General features: G+C 67.2%; 18 protein-coding genes. 11 read left to right on the top strand and 7 right to left on the bottom strand.

Annotated features, from left to right (window positions below; genetic code table 11):
- The first annotated feature begins 156 nt into the window (after positions 1-156).
- From rplS to AC4D2R_RS06475, 5 genes are all read left to right on the top strand, one after another.
- Positions 157-516, top strand: a complete 360-nt coding sequence (rplS, locus tag AC4D2R_RS06495) for a 50S ribosomal protein L19 (RefSeq protein WP_490899991.1) — start codon at positions 157-159, stop codon at positions 514-516.
- A gap of 87 nt (positions 517-603) precedes the next feature.
- Complete coding sequence (lepB, locus tag AC4D2R_RS06490; protein WP_490938620.1) at positions 604-1,209, top strand: signal peptidase I; 606 nt, start codon at positions 604-606, stop codon at positions 1,207-1,209.
- A gap of 88 nt (positions 1,210-1,297) precedes the next feature.
- Positions 1,298-2,113: a signal peptidase I gene (gene lepB, locus AC4D2R_RS06485; RefSeq protein ID WP_490938618.1), complete on the top strand. Its 816-nt coding sequence runs from the start codon at positions 1,298-1,300 to the stop codon at positions 2,111-2,113.
- Complete coding sequence (gene rnhB / locus AC4D2R_RS06480) at positions 2,110-2,838, top strand: ribonuclease HII (RefSeq protein WP_490938615.1); 729 nt, start codon at positions 2,110-2,112, stop codon at positions 2,836-2,838. The genes lepB (AC4D2R_RS06485) and rnhB overlap by 4 nt, the downstream gene beginning before the upstream one ends.
- 7 nt (positions 2,839-2,845) lie before the next feature.
- Positions 2,846-3,172 (top strand): DUF2469 domain-containing protein, encoded by a 327-nt coding sequence (locus tag AC4D2R_RS06475; RefSeq protein WP_490899995.1) that lies wholly within the window; start codon positions 2,846-2,848, stop codon positions 3,170-3,172.
- A gap of 70 nt (positions 3,173-3,242) precedes the next feature.
- Here AC4D2R_RS06475 and AC4D2R_RS06470 read toward each other — a convergent pair whose 3' ends face one another.
- The 3 genes from AC4D2R_RS06470 to AC4D2R_RS06460 form a co-directional block, all read right to left on the bottom strand.
- Positions 3,243-3,464 carry an Rv3202a family protein gene (locus AC4D2R_RS06470; protein ID WP_490938613.1) on the bottom strand — a complete coding sequence of 74 codons (222 nt, stop codon included), beginning with the start codon at positions 3,462-3,464 and terminating at the stop codon, positions 3,243-3,245.
- A 50-nt stretch (positions 3,465-3,514) separates the two neighbouring features.
- On the bottom strand, positions 3,515-4,033 hold the full coding sequence (locus AC4D2R_RS06465; RefSeq protein WP_490938611.1) for a VOC family protein: 519 nt from the start codon (positions 4,031-4,033) through the stop codon (positions 3,515-3,517).
- A gap of 238 nt (positions 4,034-4,271) precedes the next feature.
- On the bottom strand, positions 4,272-4,790 hold the full coding sequence (locus AC4D2R_RS06460; protein WP_490938609.1) for a hypothetical protein: 519 nt from the start codon (positions 4,788-4,790) through the stop codon (positions 4,272-4,274).
- Positions 4,791-5,064: 274 nt separating this feature from the next.
- On the opposite strand from AC4D2R_RS06460, the gene AC4D2R_RS06455 reads away from it, so the two are divergent.
- The 6 genes from AC4D2R_RS06455 (at position 5,065) to AC4D2R_RS06430 (ending at position 10,666) form a co-directional block, all read left to right on the top strand.
- Positions 5,065-5,421 (top strand): YraN family protein, encoded by a 357-nt coding sequence (locus AC4D2R_RS06455; protein ID WP_490938607.1) that lies wholly within the window; start codon positions 5,065-5,067, stop codon positions 5,419-5,421.
- 2 nt (positions 5,422-5,423) lie between these two features.
- Positions 5,424-6,962 carry a YifB family Mg chelatase-like AAA ATPase gene (locus AC4D2R_RS06450; RefSeq protein WP_490938605.1) on the top strand — a complete coding sequence of 513 codons (1,539 nt, stop codon included), beginning with the start codon at positions 5,424-5,426 and terminating at the stop codon, positions 6,960-6,962.
- 2 nt (positions 6,963-6,964) lie between these two features.
- Positions 6,965-8,152: a DNA-processing protein DprA gene (dprA, locus tag AC4D2R_RS06445; protein ID WP_490939066.1), complete on the top strand. Its 1,188-nt coding sequence runs from the start codon at positions 6,965-6,967 to the stop codon at positions 8,150-8,152.
- 99 nt (positions 8,153-8,251) lie between these two features.
- Positions 8,252-8,896 (top strand): methylated-DNA--[protein]-cysteine S-methyltransferase, encoded by a 645-nt coding sequence (locus tag AC4D2R_RS06440; RefSeq protein ID WP_490938604.1) that lies wholly within the window; start codon positions 8,252-8,254, stop codon positions 8,894-8,896.
- A gap of 36 nt (positions 8,897-8,932) precedes the next feature.
- Positions 8,933-9,886 (top strand): tyrosine recombinase XerC, encoded by a 954-nt coding sequence (locus tag AC4D2R_RS06435; RefSeq protein ID WP_490938602.1) that lies wholly within the window; start codon positions 8,933-8,935, stop codon positions 9,884-9,886.
- Between the two features lie 276 nt (positions 9,887-10,162).
- Positions 10,163-10,666: a DUF3145 domain-containing protein gene (locus AC4D2R_RS06430; protein WP_490938600.1), complete on the top strand. Its 504-nt coding sequence runs from the start codon at positions 10,163-10,165 to the stop codon at positions 10,664-10,666.
- A gap of 127 nt (positions 10,667-10,793) precedes the next feature.
- Here AC4D2R_RS06430 and fabF read toward each other — a convergent pair whose 3' ends face one another.
- From fabF to AC4D2R_RS06410, 4 genes are all read right to left on the bottom strand, one after another.
- Positions 10,794-12,029, bottom strand: a complete 1,236-nt coding sequence (gene fabF, locus AC4D2R_RS06425; protein WP_490900004.1) for a beta-ketoacyl-ACP synthase II — start codon at positions 12,027-12,029, stop codon at positions 10,794-10,796.
- A 119-nt stretch (positions 12,030-12,148) separates the two neighbouring features.
- Positions 12,149-12,394 carry an acyl carrier protein gene (locus AC4D2R_RS06420; protein WP_133402200.1) on the bottom strand — a complete coding sequence of 82 codons (246 nt, stop codon included), beginning with the start codon at positions 12,392-12,394 and terminating at the stop codon, positions 12,149-12,151.
- A gap of 77 nt (positions 12,395-12,471) precedes the next feature.
- Positions 12,472-13,533, bottom strand: coding sequence for a beta-ketoacyl-ACP synthase III (locus AC4D2R_RS06415; RefSeq protein ID WP_490938598.1), 1,062 nt, complete (start codon positions 13,531-13,533; stop codon positions 12,472-12,474).
- Entirely contained in the window at positions 13,530-14,495 is a 966-nt protein-coding gene (locus AC4D2R_RS06410; RefSeq protein ID WP_490938596.1) for an ACP S-malonyltransferase, read from the bottom strand. Before AC4D2R_RS06410 ends, AC4D2R_RS06415 begins: the two co-directional genes overlap by 4 nt.
- Between the last annotated feature and the right edge of the window lie 8 nt (positions 14,496-14,503).

Genomic DNA, 14,503 nt, shown 5'->3' with positions numbered 1-14,503 from the left:
CCCTGCCACAGGGGGAGCGCAGTCAACAGCCAGGCACGCCGGCCCCGAGCATCGGCGCAGCCGGTATCTCTTCTTCGGCGGTAATTGCCCTGCTTCACCGGCCTTGACCGCTGTGACCAACGTGAATGACCTGTGGCGTTCACCAGGAGTATAAAAATGCATATTCTCGACATGGTCGACACCGGATCACTCCGGAACGACATCCCGGACTTCCGCGCCGGCGACACCATCAACGTCCACGTGAACATCATTGAAGGCAAGAACACCCGTGTTCAGATCTTCAAGGGCTTCGTTCTCGGACGCCAGGGTGACGGCATCCGCGAAACCTTCACCGTCCGCAAGGTCAGCTTCGGTGTCGGTGTGGAGCGTACCTTCCCGGTTCACTCCCCGGTCCTCGACAAGATCGAGGTCGTCTCCAAGGGTGACGTCCGCCGCGCAAAGCTTTACTACATGCGCGATCTCCGCGGCAAGGCTGCCAAGATCAAGGAAAAGCGCGACCCCAAGACGGTCAAGTAATTCTCTTTGGCACCCGAAGAATCAGTTTCCCGGCATTCCGCCGGGGAACACGCAAAACGCCGGCCCAGGTTTCGGGGCTGGCGTTTTGTGCTACCGGCGGCCGTTCTCGCCGTCATCCTGGCCGGAATCCTGCGGATGACGGTCATCGACGTCTACTTCATCCCCTCGGCGTCGATGGAGCCGCTGCTCGCCGAAGGCGACCGGGTGCTGGTCAGCAAGACCGGGGGCAGCGACGGCGGAATCCACCGGGGTGACGTTGTGGTGTTCGATGGGAGGGGATCGCTCGCTCCGATCACCGAGGACCGCAGCCCCGCCGCGAAAGCCGGGGCGGCGCTTGGGCAGTGGCTGGGGATCAGCGGCAGCGACACCGTCTACGTCAAACGCGTCATTGGAGTGGCAGGTGACCGGGTTGCGTGCTGCACCGATGACGGCCTGGTTTCCGTCAACGGGCACGCCTCCGAGGAACCGTACGTTTATGCCGGTGATGCGCCAAGCGAAATACGCTTCGACGTTGTGGTCCCAGAGGGTAGGTTGTGGTTGATGGGTGACCACCGCTCCCAGTCCGTCGACTCGCGGTCCCTCCTCGGAGCGCCCGGCGGCGGGCTTGTCTCAACCGACCGGGTTCTGGGCCGGGCCGTCCAGCTCATCTGGCCGCCCGACAGGGCACGGCCGATCGACCGGCCCGCGGGGTAGGAAACTTCTTGAAACGAATTGAGCACGGACAGTGAGTATGGACGACGGTACGGCAGCCCAGCCGGCCACTGAGCAGAGGAATCAGCGCATGGCACGACACTTCCAGGGGAAGTCCCCCGATGATGCCGACGCTTCGCAGCCGGCGGATTCCTCCTCCGCTGCTTCCGAGCCGACCGCCGCGTCGGCGAAGGGCGGATCGCGGAAGGGCGGGGCCGCCCGGGGCTTCGGGAGCTGGCTCAGGGAAATCGCCACGATCGTGATCATCGCCCTCGTTCTCTCCTTCCTCATCAAGACCTTCCTCTTCCGTGCGTTCTTCATCCCGTCGGGGTCGATGGAAAACACCCTCCAGATCGACGACAGGATCTTCGTCAACCAGCTTGTCCCGGAGCCGTTCGGTCTTCAGCGCGGCGACATCGTGGTCTTCCGCGATACCGAGGGCTGGCTCCCGGACCAGGTGCAGCAGGAAACCGAGCAGAACTGGCTCGCCGAAGCGCTGGTCTTCGTCGGCCTGGCACCCGACCAGTCCCAGCAGCACCTCGTGAAGCGCGTGATCGGGCTCGCCGGCGACCGGGTTGTCTGCTGCGACGCGGACGGAAGGGTCACCGTCAACGGGGAACCCCTCAACGAGCCGTACCTGTTCACCGGAGCAAGCCCCTCCGACGTTCCGTTCGACGTGACAGTTCCCGAGGGCAAGATCTGGGTCATGGGCGACCACCGCAACGCATCGGCCGATTCGCGGGCCAACCAGGACAAGGAAGGCGCCGGATTCATCGACGTCGACGACATCGAAGGCAAAGCGGCAGTGATTGCCTGGCCGCTGGGCCGTGCGGGAGTTCTGGGGAACTACCCCGAGGTCTTCGACGGCATCCCCGAACCAGCGGAAGCGGCGACAGGCGCGAAGTGAGCCCGATCCGCACCGCCGCCCGGACCAAGGCCCCAAGCCTGACCCTCGAACGCTCGTTCACCCAGGCCGGCCACCGGTACATCGCCGGGTGCGACGAAGTGGGCCGCGGTGCGCTGGCCGGACCCGTATCGGTGGGCCTCGTCGTCATCGACCTCGAGGCGGTGAAAGGCCTGCGCGGAGTGCGCGACAGCAAACTGCTCGCACCGGCTGAGCGCGAAGCCCTCGTACCGCGGATCCGCAGGTGGGCGGCCGCCTACGGCGTCGGCCACGCCAGCGCCGCGGAGATTGACGCCGTAGGGCTGATGGAAGCGCTGCGCGCAGCCGGGAACCGGGCGTGGACCCAGGTGCTCGAGACGGTGCGTCCGCAGGCAGTGATCCTCGACGGCAACCATGATTGGCTTTCGGCGAACGGCCAGGGTTCCCTCTTCGGTGAAGCCGATGCGAGCCCCGGCTGCGACGCTCCGGTGCACACTCGGATCAAGGCCGATCTCCAGTGCCTGAGCGTTGCCGCAGCAAGCGTTTTGGCGAAGGTGGAACGCGATGCGATGATGATCGCGCTGGCCCGGGACCATCCGGGCTACGGCTGGGACGTCAACAAGGGGTACGCGACCGCCACGCACCGCGCGGCAATCGACGCCACCGGAGCCAGTGAATACCACCGCAGGTCGTGGCGGCTGGGAAGTACCGAAAGGCCGGACCTGCCGAGCCTCGGAATTGGGGGATGATTGACACATGAGCGCCGAAGATCTTGAGAACTACGAAACCGACATGGAGCTCCAGCTGTACCGGGAGTACCGCGACGTCGTCGGTCTGTTCAGCTACGTCGTCGAGACGGAGCGGCGGTTCTACCTTGCCAACCACGTCGACCTTCAGGCCCGGTCCGCTGACGGCGAGGTGTACTTCGACCTGACCCTTCAGGATGCATGGGTGTGGGACGTCTACCGTTCAGCCCGCTTCGTCAAGAATGTCCGGGTCATCACGTTCAAGGACGTGAACGTCGAGGAGCTCGCGAAGTCCGACGATATTGCCCTGCCCAAGGACGGCACCCTGGGTGGTTAGCCCGGTTTCAATGACCGCGTCTCGCGGGTTTCAGTAGTGGGCGTTCCTTTGGTCCATAACTGTCTTGCGCTTACGGCTCGTCTTCGTCGCCGCGCGGGTAGTCGCTGTCCCCGTCGTCCGGGACTGCGGCCGCCTGCTCAAGCAGATCCGCCTCGGAGCCGCCGGTGCCCAGACCGGTCGCCTCGCCCCTGACGCTGTACGTGTCGTCGGCGGAATCCGGAACGGCCGGTTCCTGCTGCTCAAGGTTGTCGGCCTCGGATCCACCGGTGAGCTTGTCGCCAATCGGAGTCATTGCCTTTCCTTCCTGCAGTTGGCGGAGGGGATTGATAGCCAGCAAGCGTACTAGAGACCCGCCTCTTCCGGACCCCATTCACCGGAGCCGCTTGCCTCGGAATCCGCCGCCTTGGAATCCCCGTCCACGGCGTCCCGGGGGCCGGAATGGTCCGCGGGTTCATCGAGTTCCTGGAAGAGCGTGAGCTGGAGGCCGCCCGGGGCGTTGAGCCGGGAGTTCAGCGACCGCCACGGCGTTTCCCGCGGGGCGGCAACCAGTTCCGCCCCGGAGTTCACGGCGTCGCGGGTCGCCGTCGCCGAGTCCGCCACCTCGAGTGCCACCCGAAGCTTCCGGCTGGGCTGCCCCTCCGCCTCCACTCTGTCGATGAAGCGCACCTGGGCCGGATTGGAGAGTTCGAGGGTGGCCCGGCCGGCGTCGAGGATGGTGACGCGCGCGCCGTCCTCGCCCTCGAACGCCTCTTCCTCGGGAAGGCCAAGGACATCACGGTAGAACGCGAGGGCCTCCTCGTAGTCCTCGGCCTCGACGACGAGGCGAAGCTGCCGGACACGGGGCGGGGGCGGTGTGCTCATGATTCACCCTAAGACTCGTTCAACCACAGACCTGTTCACCTTCTGACTTGTGCATCCGGCGCCCGCGACTCTTGATGCGGCGGCCCTCGGTCCTAATCACCAGTCGGTGCCGCAACGGGTTTACTGGCACGGGCCTGCTGAACCGGCGGCCGGAACCGGCGGAATTGCCGCCAGGGCCCCTCCCGAATCGCTGGAGGGGCCCTGACGGAAGGGCGGCTGCCCTGGTATGGAAAGCGGATCAGCCGCCTTCGGTCTCGGTTTCCGCCTCGGCGGTCTCGGCGCCGGTGCCGCCGGTTTCGGTGCCGCCGGGGCCCGTCGCATTGCTGATCGGCTGGCACGCATCAACCACGTCACCGCCGTCACCGGTGCCTTCGGTTGCCGCTTCCGTGCTGCCTGCTTCAGCACCACCGGTCTCGGTACCGCCCGTTCCTTCGCCGCCGCGTGGTTCCCCGCCTTCGGTCCCGGTTCCGCCGCCTTCACCGTCTTCGCCGGTGCCTGGGGACTCGGTTACCTCAGTCTCCGGTGCCGGTCCCCCCAGCCCGGTTTCTTCGTCCGTGGCTTCGGTCTCGGTTCCCGCTCCGGTGGTCGGCCCGCAGGATGCGGTTTCCGTTCCATCAGGGGTCTCGAGGGTTGTCGTCTGCTGCTGGGGCGCTTCCTCGGCCGGTGCATCTTCTCCGCCGCCTCCGCCGCAGCCCACCAGAAGGAGTGCGCTGATGCCCAGGACCGCCGGCATGCTCTTCAGGTTTCTTCTGTCCATGAATTCACCTCCCCCGATCCTCGCTCCGTACCCCTCAACGGTAGGCAGGGCAAAAAGTGCGGGCAACGACAAAGACCCCCGCTGCTAATGCTTCCCCGCCCGGAAACCGGGGCGTATAAGGCCGCTGCGAGGAGCGTGCCCGGCGGCCTGCTCTTCACCGGGACGGGTCGACTTTTCCTCCACAGCGGGCTGGTTGCGCTGGTTGTGCACATAGGGCTGTCGGTCCGGCACCGGCGGCGCGGCCGCCTTCAGGCTGGGGTGTGGAGGTGGTGAGATGCTGGCGAAGGATCAGCTGGGCCGGGCGGGTGAGGCGGCCGCCGCGGAGTTCCTCGAGCGGGAGGGCTTGCAGATCGTTGACCGCAATTGGCGGTGCCCGGTGGGGGAGATCGACCTGGTGGCCGTTGAGGGGTCGACGCTCGTGATTGTTGAGGTGAAGACCCGGTCCTCGGAGGATTACGGCCACCCGTTCGAGGCGATCGGCGCCGAGAAGCTCCAGCGGTTGTTCGTGCTGGCCTCGAAGTGGGCCAGGGCACACGGGCAGCGGTTCGCCGGGATCCGCATCGATGCGGTCGCGGTGCTCGATGACGGGTCGGGCCGGCCGCGGATCGATCACCTAAGGGGAGTGGTCTGAGGATGCTGGGGCGCACCTACTCCATTGCCCTCGTCGGACTCAACGGCCACCTCGTGGAGGTCGAGGCCGACATCGGCCAAAGCCTTCCCGCCTTCGTGCTGCTCGGACTTCCAGATGCCTCCCTCAACGAGGCCAAGGACCGGATCCGGGCCGCCGCGCGGAACGCTGGGCTTCCCCTGAGCCGGCGCAAGATCACGGTCAATCTGATTCCGGCGTCACTGCCCAAGCGGGGATCGGCGTTCGATCTGGCCATCGTAATGTCGGCCCTTGCCGCCGCCGGTGATGTCCGCGGGTGCTCGGACACCGTCTTCCTCGCCGAACTCGGCCTCGATGGACAGCTCCGGCCCGTCCGCGGCGTCCTTCCCGCAGTGATGGCCGCGGTCCGGGCAGACCACCCCCGGATTGTCGTGGCCGCTGGAAACCATGCCGAGGCGGCGCTTGTCCCCGGTGCCGAGGTGCGCGCGTTCACTTCCCTCGGTGAGGTCTTCCTCGCCTTCGGGGCCGACCCTGCCACGGTGCACCTTCCGCCGCCCGCCGGGCCGCCCGCGCAGGGCCGGCCTGGGGCCGGGCCACCGCCGCAGCCCCTCCGAGACATGTCCGAGATCGCAGGGCAGGCCGAGGCCCGGTTCGCCGTCGAGGTCGCCGCGGCGGGGGCGCACCACCTGATGATGGTCGGACCGCCCGGTGCCGGCAAAACGATGCTTGCCGAGCGGCTGCCGGGCATCCTTCCCGATCTCAGCGACGAGCACGCGATGGAGGTCACGGCCATCCACTCGCTGAGCGGAGACGTCCCGTGTGATTCCCTGCGCCGCCGTCCTCCCTTCGAAAACCCACACCACACGGCCACCACGGCGGCGATCATCGGCGGGGGAAGCGGGATTCCCCGGCCCGGGGCGGCCTCACGCGCCCACCGGGGCGTCCTGTTCCTCGACGAGGCACCCGAGTACGAGCGCCGCGTTCTTGAAGCGCTGCGGGAGCCGCTGGAGAGCGGAACCCTTGTTCTGCACCGCTCCGCCGGCACGGCCGCCTACCCGGCCCGGTTCCAGCTCGTGCTGGCCTCCAATCCATGCCCCTGCGGTCTCGCCCACGGCAAGGGGGTGGAATGCATGTGCACCGCACAGCAGCGCAGGCGGTATTTCCACCGGTTGTCCGGTCCGTTGCTCGACCGCGTCGACCTGCAGCTCGTTGTGCACCGGGTCGCGTTGAACGACTACGTGGGCGGCGGCACCGCCGAGACAAGCGCTGTCGTGGCGCGGCGCGTTGCCTCGGCGCGAGCGGCGCAGGCGCAGCGGCTTGCACCGTGGGGCTGCTCGACCAACGCCGAGGTGCGCGGACGCGTCCTGCGAACCGACCTCGGGCTCGCCCGCTCCGTCACTGCGGCCCTGGACCGGGCCCTCGAACGCAACCTGGTGAGCGCCCGGGGCTGGGACCGCGTACTGCGGGTCGCCTGGACCATCGCCGACCTCGGCGGCCACACCTCGCCCGATGCCGATGACGTCGGCCTGGCCCTCGGGTTCCGTCTGCAGGAGCAGGCGGCGTGAATATGTCCCCGGATCCTTCACCGCTCACTGCCAGGGCTGCCCTCTCCCGGCTCTTCGAACCCTCGGACGCCGTCGGACTGGCGCTCACGGCCGCCGCAGGGCCCGTCGACGCGCTGCGGATAGCCACCGGCGCCGCGAAGCCGGGCCGCGAGTTGCAGCGCGAACTCACCGAGTACCTTTCCCCCGGGGTTGGCGCCGGGAAGATCCTGGCCGAAGCGCTCGAACGCTGGGCACCGCGGCGCAGGGATCTGGCGCCGGAGCGCGACCTTGCCACCCTGGACAGGCTTGGCGGCAGGCTGCTGACCCCGGAGTCGGCGGAATGGCCTGAGGCGCTGGCCGACCTGCAACTCTCCGCTCCGCTGTGCCTCTGGGTTCGCGGGCGGGCGGCGTTGCCTGCCCTGAACCGGACGGTTGCCCTGGTCGGCTCGCGCGACAGCACGAACTACGGAACGGCCGTGGTCGCGGACCTCGCGGCCGGACTGGTTGGCCGCGGATACTCAGTGATGTCCGGCGGCGCCTACGGCATCGATGCCCAGGCGCATCGGGCGGCCCTCGCCGTGGCCTCCGGTCCAGCACGTCCGCCGACACTGGCCGTGCTGGCCTGCGGGGTTGACCGCTACTATCCGGCCGGGAACGAGGAGCTGCTGCGCGGCATTGCGGAGGAGGGGCTGCTCGTGTCCGAGGTACCTCCCGGATCATCACCCACCCGGTGGAGATTCCTCCAGCGGAACCGGCTGATCGCGGCGCTCAGCGCGGTGACCGTCGTCGTCGAGGCCCGCTGGCGCTCCGGAGCCCTGAACACCGCCCACCATGCGGCAGGGCTGGGACGCTCGGTTGGTGCCGTTCCGGGATCGGTCTATTCCGCCAACTCCGCCGGGTGCCACCGCCTGCTGCGCGACGGCAGCGCCGTCTGCGTCACCGACGCCGCGGAAGTGGCCGAGCTCGCCGGTCCGATCGGGGCCGCGCCGGCACCGGAACCTGACACCCCACCCCGGGACCATGACGGACTGACAGTGCCGGACCTGCTCGTCCTCGATGCGCTGCCGGTCCGGGTGTCCTCAACCGTTGAGAAGCTCGCAACAGTCGCAGGGGTGAGCGAAAGGGATGTCCTCGCAGGCCTCGCCCGGCTGGAAATTGAGGGACTCGCCTCACGGAACGCGGGCGGGTGGCGAAGAACAACGAGATCCTGACTAGCCCCCATCCGCCCGCTTCATGAATGCTTCGATCCGCGGCACGGGGCTCCCCATTCGCGGCAGCGGAGAGCCACACATCACAGAAGGGAAAACGACATGAGGGAACACCGCAGAATCCAGAGCCCGGTCGGCGACCTCTTCCTCGTCGCCGCCGAGGGAAAGCTCGTGGGCATCTACCACCTGCGGCACGACCCGCCACCGGGGGAGGTCCTCCTCGGGAAACGACTCGACGACGGGCCTCCAACGGCCGCCGCCGAGCTGCTTGCGGCAGCGGCCATCCAGTTGGAGGAGTACTTCTCGGGTGCCCGGCGGCGCTTCGATCTGCCCATGGACCCGACCGGAACGGGCTTCCAGCACCGGGTGTGGGACGCCGTCCTTGAGATTCCCTACGGCGAGACACGCACCTATCGAAGCGTGGCTGCCCTGCTTGGGAACCCCGCCATGGGCAGGGCTGTCGGAGCAGCGATACGCCTGAACCCGCTGTCCATCCTCATCCCCGGACACAGGGTCGTCTCCGGCAGGGGCACCTTGACCGGCTACGCCGCCGGGGTGGAGGCCAAACAATTCCTCCTCGTCCTTGAATCCGCGAATTCAATTCCGGGGCAGCATAATGACCCTGAGCCGAATAATAAAACTCAGCGGCACAATATGGCGTTGCGTGGCACCACCTTCCGGAATGGAACAATGGGAACCACAGTGAACGTTCCGGCCTTGCCCGCACCCCGCCCCACGCCGCGCTGAAGCTTCGACACCGCCTCGAGACCCGAAAGGAGGGACATGGCCGCTCCACCCTCCAGCAGCGACGTCGCTGTACCGGCCCTGCCGACCTCCTTTCGGGAGGCGGTCGACGCCTACCGCCTTCACTTGTCGGCAGAGCGGAACCGGTCGGCCCACACGCTGCGGGCCTACACAACCGATCTCGAGCAGCTGTTCCGCTTCGCCCAGGCGCAGGGTGCCGAGCGGCTCGAGGACATCGAACTGCGGCACTTCCGCGGATGGCTTGGGAGCCTCGACGGTTCCGGGCTGGCGCGGGCAACCATTGCCCGCAGGGCCGCGACGGCGAGAAGCTTCATGGCGTGGGCCGTGAACGAGGGTCTTCTTGAGACGAATCCTGCCCTGCGCCTGAGGGCACCCAAGCGGGAAAAATCGCTTCCGCACGTCCTGACCCGCGCCCAGCTCGACAGCATCTTCGCGTCGCTGTCCGCGGCGGCCGAAGAGGGCGAAGGCGGCGCACTGCAGGCACGGGCCCTCGTGGAGATCCTCTACGGCACCGGCATCCGGGTCGGAGAGCTGACGGGGTTGGACATCGACGACCTGAATATGGAACGGCGCACGCTGCGGGTCATTGGCAAAGGGGACAAGGAGCGGACGGTTCCCTTCGGCGTGCCGGCCGCCCATGCCCTCGATGCGTGGCTGCGCCGGGGCCGCCCGCAGTTCTCCACCTCCGCAAGCGGGCCCGCCGTCTTCCTGGGGCTCAGGGGAGGGCGCATCGACCAGAGGACGGTTCGGCACCTGCTGCAGAGAATCTTCGCCGACCTTGGCGGAACGTCAGCCTCGGGACCCCACGCCCTTCGGCACAGCGCGGCTACCCACCTGCTTGACGGCGGGGCGGACCTGCGGGCTGTTCAGGAAATTCTCGGGCACAGCAGCCTCGCCACCACCCAGCTCTACACCCATGTCTCAGTGGACCGGCTCCGCCGGAGCTACGAGCAGTCGCATCCTCGCGCCTGATCACACTTCCGTCAACAACGCACCCGAACGCCCGAAATTCAACAGCGCATAATAGTGAGCGCATTGACTTTGACAGGGTCCCAAACGAAAACCAAGTAGTTTTTCGATTTTGGCGAGTAGTTACAGTGGCGTTATCGGAACTTGTACGGCACAATGAAGACTAGTCATCCGGCGTCTATCAATTTCGGATGTCGACACCACTGGAAGCGAACAGCAAACCATTACTTCAGCATGAGGGTCGTAGGGGAAGACGTACCTAAAGCTATGGAGGATGGAATGTCTGTTGTGATGGCGCGCGGCGTTTTGTACGTGCACTCGGCTCCTTCTGCGTTGTGCCCTCATGTCGAGTGGGCCATTGGCTCGGTCCTCGACAAGCGGGCCGACCTCGAGTGGAGGCCGCAGCCTGCCGCGCCCGGAATGCACCGAGCCGAGCTCTCCTGGGTCGGACCCCAGGGCTCGGGAGCGCAGCTGGCCTCCGCCCTCCGCGGGTGGGCCCACCTCCGCTACGAGGTGACCGAGGAACAGAGCGCCGGGGTCGACGGAGGACGCTGGTCCCACACCCCCGAGCTCGGGATCTTCCACGCCACAACCGACGTCCACGGGAACATCATGGTGTCCGAGGACCGCATCCGTTACGCCTATGAAGCCGGAGCGGGCGACCCCTCGGCCGTCTACCACGAACTCTCGCTCGCGCTTGGAGAGTCCTGGGACGAGGAGCTCGAGCCCTTCCGGCACGCCGCCGAGGGTGCCCCGGTCCGCTGGCTCCACCAGGTCGGCTAGCACCGCCACCAGACAACCCGCCATCCCCGCCGGCCGGTGATACGTCCACCGGCCGGACACAGAAAAGGCGCCCCCGCTTCCGGGAGGCGCCTTTTCTGTGTCTGTTCCCTGTGTCCTGTTGCCGGTCCTAGACGTTGCGGATGACGACAACGGCGTTGTGTCCGCCGAAACCGAACGAGTTCGACAGAGCCACGATGTCGCCCGAAGGCAGCTTCCGCTCGGAGGTCACGACATCGAGGGGGATCTCGGGATCCTGGGTCTCAAGGTTGATCGTCACAGGTGCGCTCCGCTCGTAGACGGAAAGCACTGTCATCACCGCTTCGACGGCACCGGAAGCGCCAAGGAGGTGCCCGGTCTGGGACTTCGTGGCGGAGACCGCGATGTTGCCGACGTGGTCGCCCATCGCCGCCTTGAGCGCGGTGTACTCCGGCTTGTCGCCGACCGGCGTCGACGTTGCGTGCGCGTTGACGTGAACCACGTCGGAGGGCAGGGCCCGCGCGTCGAACAGTGCCGCCTTCAGGGCGCGTGTGGCGCCAAGCCCCTCCGGGTCGGGTGCCGTGATGTGGTACGCGTCGGCGGTCACCGAGGTGCCGGCGAGCTCGCCGTAGATGCGGGCACCCCGGGCCAGGGCGTGCTCCTCGGCTTCGATGACCAACGCACCGGCGCCTTCACCCATGACGAAGCCGTCACGGTTGACGTCGTAGGGCCGTGAGGCGTGCTCGGGGTCGTCATTGCGCCGTGAGAGGGCCTGCATCGAGGCAAACGCGGCGATCGGCATGGGGTGGATCGCCGCTTCGGCGCCACCGCACATCACGACGTCGGCCTTGCCGGAGCGGATGAGCTCAAGCCCCTGGTGGAGCGCCTCGGTGCCCGAGGCGCAGGCCGACACCGGGGTGTGCGCGCCTGCGCGCGCCCCAAGGTCAAGGCTCACCGCAGCGGCCGGACCGTTGGGCATCAGCATGGGCACGGTCATGGGGAGCACGCGGCGCGGGCCCTTGTCCCGAAGCGTGTCCCAGGCGTCGAGCAGGGTCCAGACACCACCGATGCCGGTGGCGAAGGCGACGGCGAGGCGGTCCTTGTCGACCTCTTCGATGCCGGAATCACGCCAGGCCTCCCGTGCCGCGACGACGGCGAACTGGGTGGAGGGGTCCATCCGCTTGGCTTCGACCCGGGAGAGCACTTCGGTGGCGGGCGTTGAGATCTGCGCGGCAAAGGTGACGGGGAGCTCGTACTGCTTCACCCAGTCGGCTTCGATGGTCCGGGCACCCGAGACTCCCTTGAGGGCATTGGCCCACATCGTGGGAACGTCACCGCCGATCGGCGTTGTTGCACCGAGACCGGTGATGACTACTTTGCGTGGCATGGTGTCACTCTTTTCGAAGCGTTTGGTTAGCACCGTGCGAAACGGGTGCTGGGTGTAAAGAAGGCGGCCGCCCCGGTTGGTTTGCCGGCACGGCCGCCGATGCTCCCGCGGAGCAGGTACTAGGCCTGTGCGCCAGCGATGAAGGTTACGGCGTCGCCTACGGTCTTCAGGTTCTTGACCTCTTCATCGGGGATGCGCACGCCGAACTTCTCCTCGGCGTTGACCACGATGGTCATCATGGAAATGGAGTCGATGTCCAGATCGTCGGTGAAGGACTTGTCCATCTCGACGGACTCAGGAGCGAGGCCTGTCTCCTCGTTGACGATCTCTGCCAGACCGGCCAGGATTTCTTCGTTGCTAGCCATTGTGGCTCCTTTTCTGTTGATGCCGGCGAACCCCGGCGTGGTTGGTCAACCGCGCTCTGCGGTCTGTGCGTGTAAACCTAGGGAAGTACTACAACCTGCGCCCCGAAGACGAGACCCGCACCGAACCCGATCTGCAGGGCAAGGCCGCCGCTGAGGGAGGGTTCTTCCTTGAGGAGGCGGTGCATCGCCAACGGGATTGAGGCCGCCGAAGTATTGCCGGCATCGACGATGTCGCGGGCGACACTCACATGCTCGGGCAGCTTCAGTTGTTTGACCATCTCATCGATAATACGGATGTTCGCCTGATGGGGCAGGAACGCAACGAGGTCATTGGCGGTGATTCCGGCGGCGTCCAGTGCCTGCTGGGCCACCTTCGCCATTTCCCAGACCGCCCACCGGAAGACAGTTGGCCCGTCCTGGCGCATCGTTGGCCACAGGTCGGAGCGCCCGTCGGCTGAGTCCCCGGCGCCGTCGTCGTCGGCCGCGGCGGTGCCGAGGGCGAAGTCGCGCACATCGATGAGCGAGCGCGTCATCCGGATGGACTCGTGCTTGCTTCCGTCCGAACCCCACACCGACGGGCCGATGCCCGGTGCGTCGGCAGGGCCGACAACAACCGCTCCCGCGCCGTCGCCGAGCAGGAAGGAGATGGTGCGGTCGGAGTTGTCGATGAAGTCAGACAGTTTCTCGACGCCGACAACGAGGACGTACTCGGCGGTTCCGGCGTGTACCAGCGCATCGGCCTGCGCAATCCCGTAGCAGTAGCCGGCGCACGCGGCGGAGATGTCGTATGCCGGAGCGGGGGTCGCACCGAGGCGGTCCGCAAGCTGGGCGGCGGCCGAGGGGGTGGCGTACGGGTGGGTCACCGTCGAAACGAGGACGGCGCCAAGCTGCTTCGGGTCGACTCCGGCGCTGGCCAGGGCGTCGCGGGCGGCCGCTTCGGCCATGTCGATGACGCTGACCTCGCGCGGGGCGCGGTGCCGGGTGACGATGCCGGTCCGTTGGCGGATCCACTCATCAGAGGAGTCGATCCACTGGACGATGTCGTCGTTTGTGACGATCACCTCGGGACGGTAGGCGCCGACGCCGTGAATGCGTGTGTGTTCACGCAGGGGAGCCTGCTGTATCACCGGAGTGCTCACTGATTTCCTTCTGCAATAAGGGATGAATCCGAATCCAAGGTGCGCCAGTGTTCGTCGAGGAACGCGCGCGCCGCTTCTAGGTCCTCCGGAGATTTTACGGGCAATGCCGCGGTACCGCGCATTCCGCGTTTGGCAAGGCCGGTGAGCGTGCCCGCCGGGGCCAGTTCAACCAGCCCGGTGACCCCCATTTCCAGCATTGACGCCATGCACAGGTCCCAGCGAACCGGACGCGACACCTGGGCGATCAGGCTGTCAAGGTTCTTTTCACCGGTGCTTACCGGCTGGCCGTCGTAGTTCGAAAGGAGGGTTGGCACCGGATCCGCGGGGGAGAGGGATGGGCGCAGTTCCTCAAGGGCCGTCATCGCCGGCTCCATGTGTGCCGTGTGGAACGCTCCCGCCACCTTCAGGGGGATGACCCGGGCCTTGGCCGGAGGATGGGCTGCCAGTGCTGCAAGCTGTTCGAGGGTGCCGGCGGCCACCACCTGCCCGCCTCCGTTGGCGTTCGCGGCGGTCAGGCCGAACCCGGCGAGGGTCCGCTCGACGTCGGCTGGATCGCCGCCGAGGACGGCGCTCATGCCCGTCGGGACGGCCGCGGCGGCAGTGGCCATCGCGGTTGCGCGGGCGCGGACGAAAGCGATCGCGTCGGCTTCGGACAACGCGCCGGCGATCGCGGTTGCGGTGAGCTCACCGACCGAGTGGCCGGCCACAACGGTACCGGCGGTCATCGAACGGCCCTCGAGCAGCACGCGGGCGGTCACCAGCCCCGCCGCGACGATCAGCGGCTGGGCGACGGCGGTGTCCTTGATCGTCTCTTCGTCGGAGGTCGTGCCGTGGCGGACGAGGTCGACGCCGGCCCTGTCACTGAGGGTTGCGAGGTGCTCGGCGACGCCCGGCAGTTCGAGCCACGGGCTGAGGAATCCTGGTGACTGGGACCCCTGGCCGGGGCAGACGATTGCGAGCACGTTTCCAC

Source organism: Arthrobacter sp. TJ-217 (genome assembly GCF_058269255.1).
This window is presented reverse-complemented; position numbering and strand designations above follow the sequence as displayed.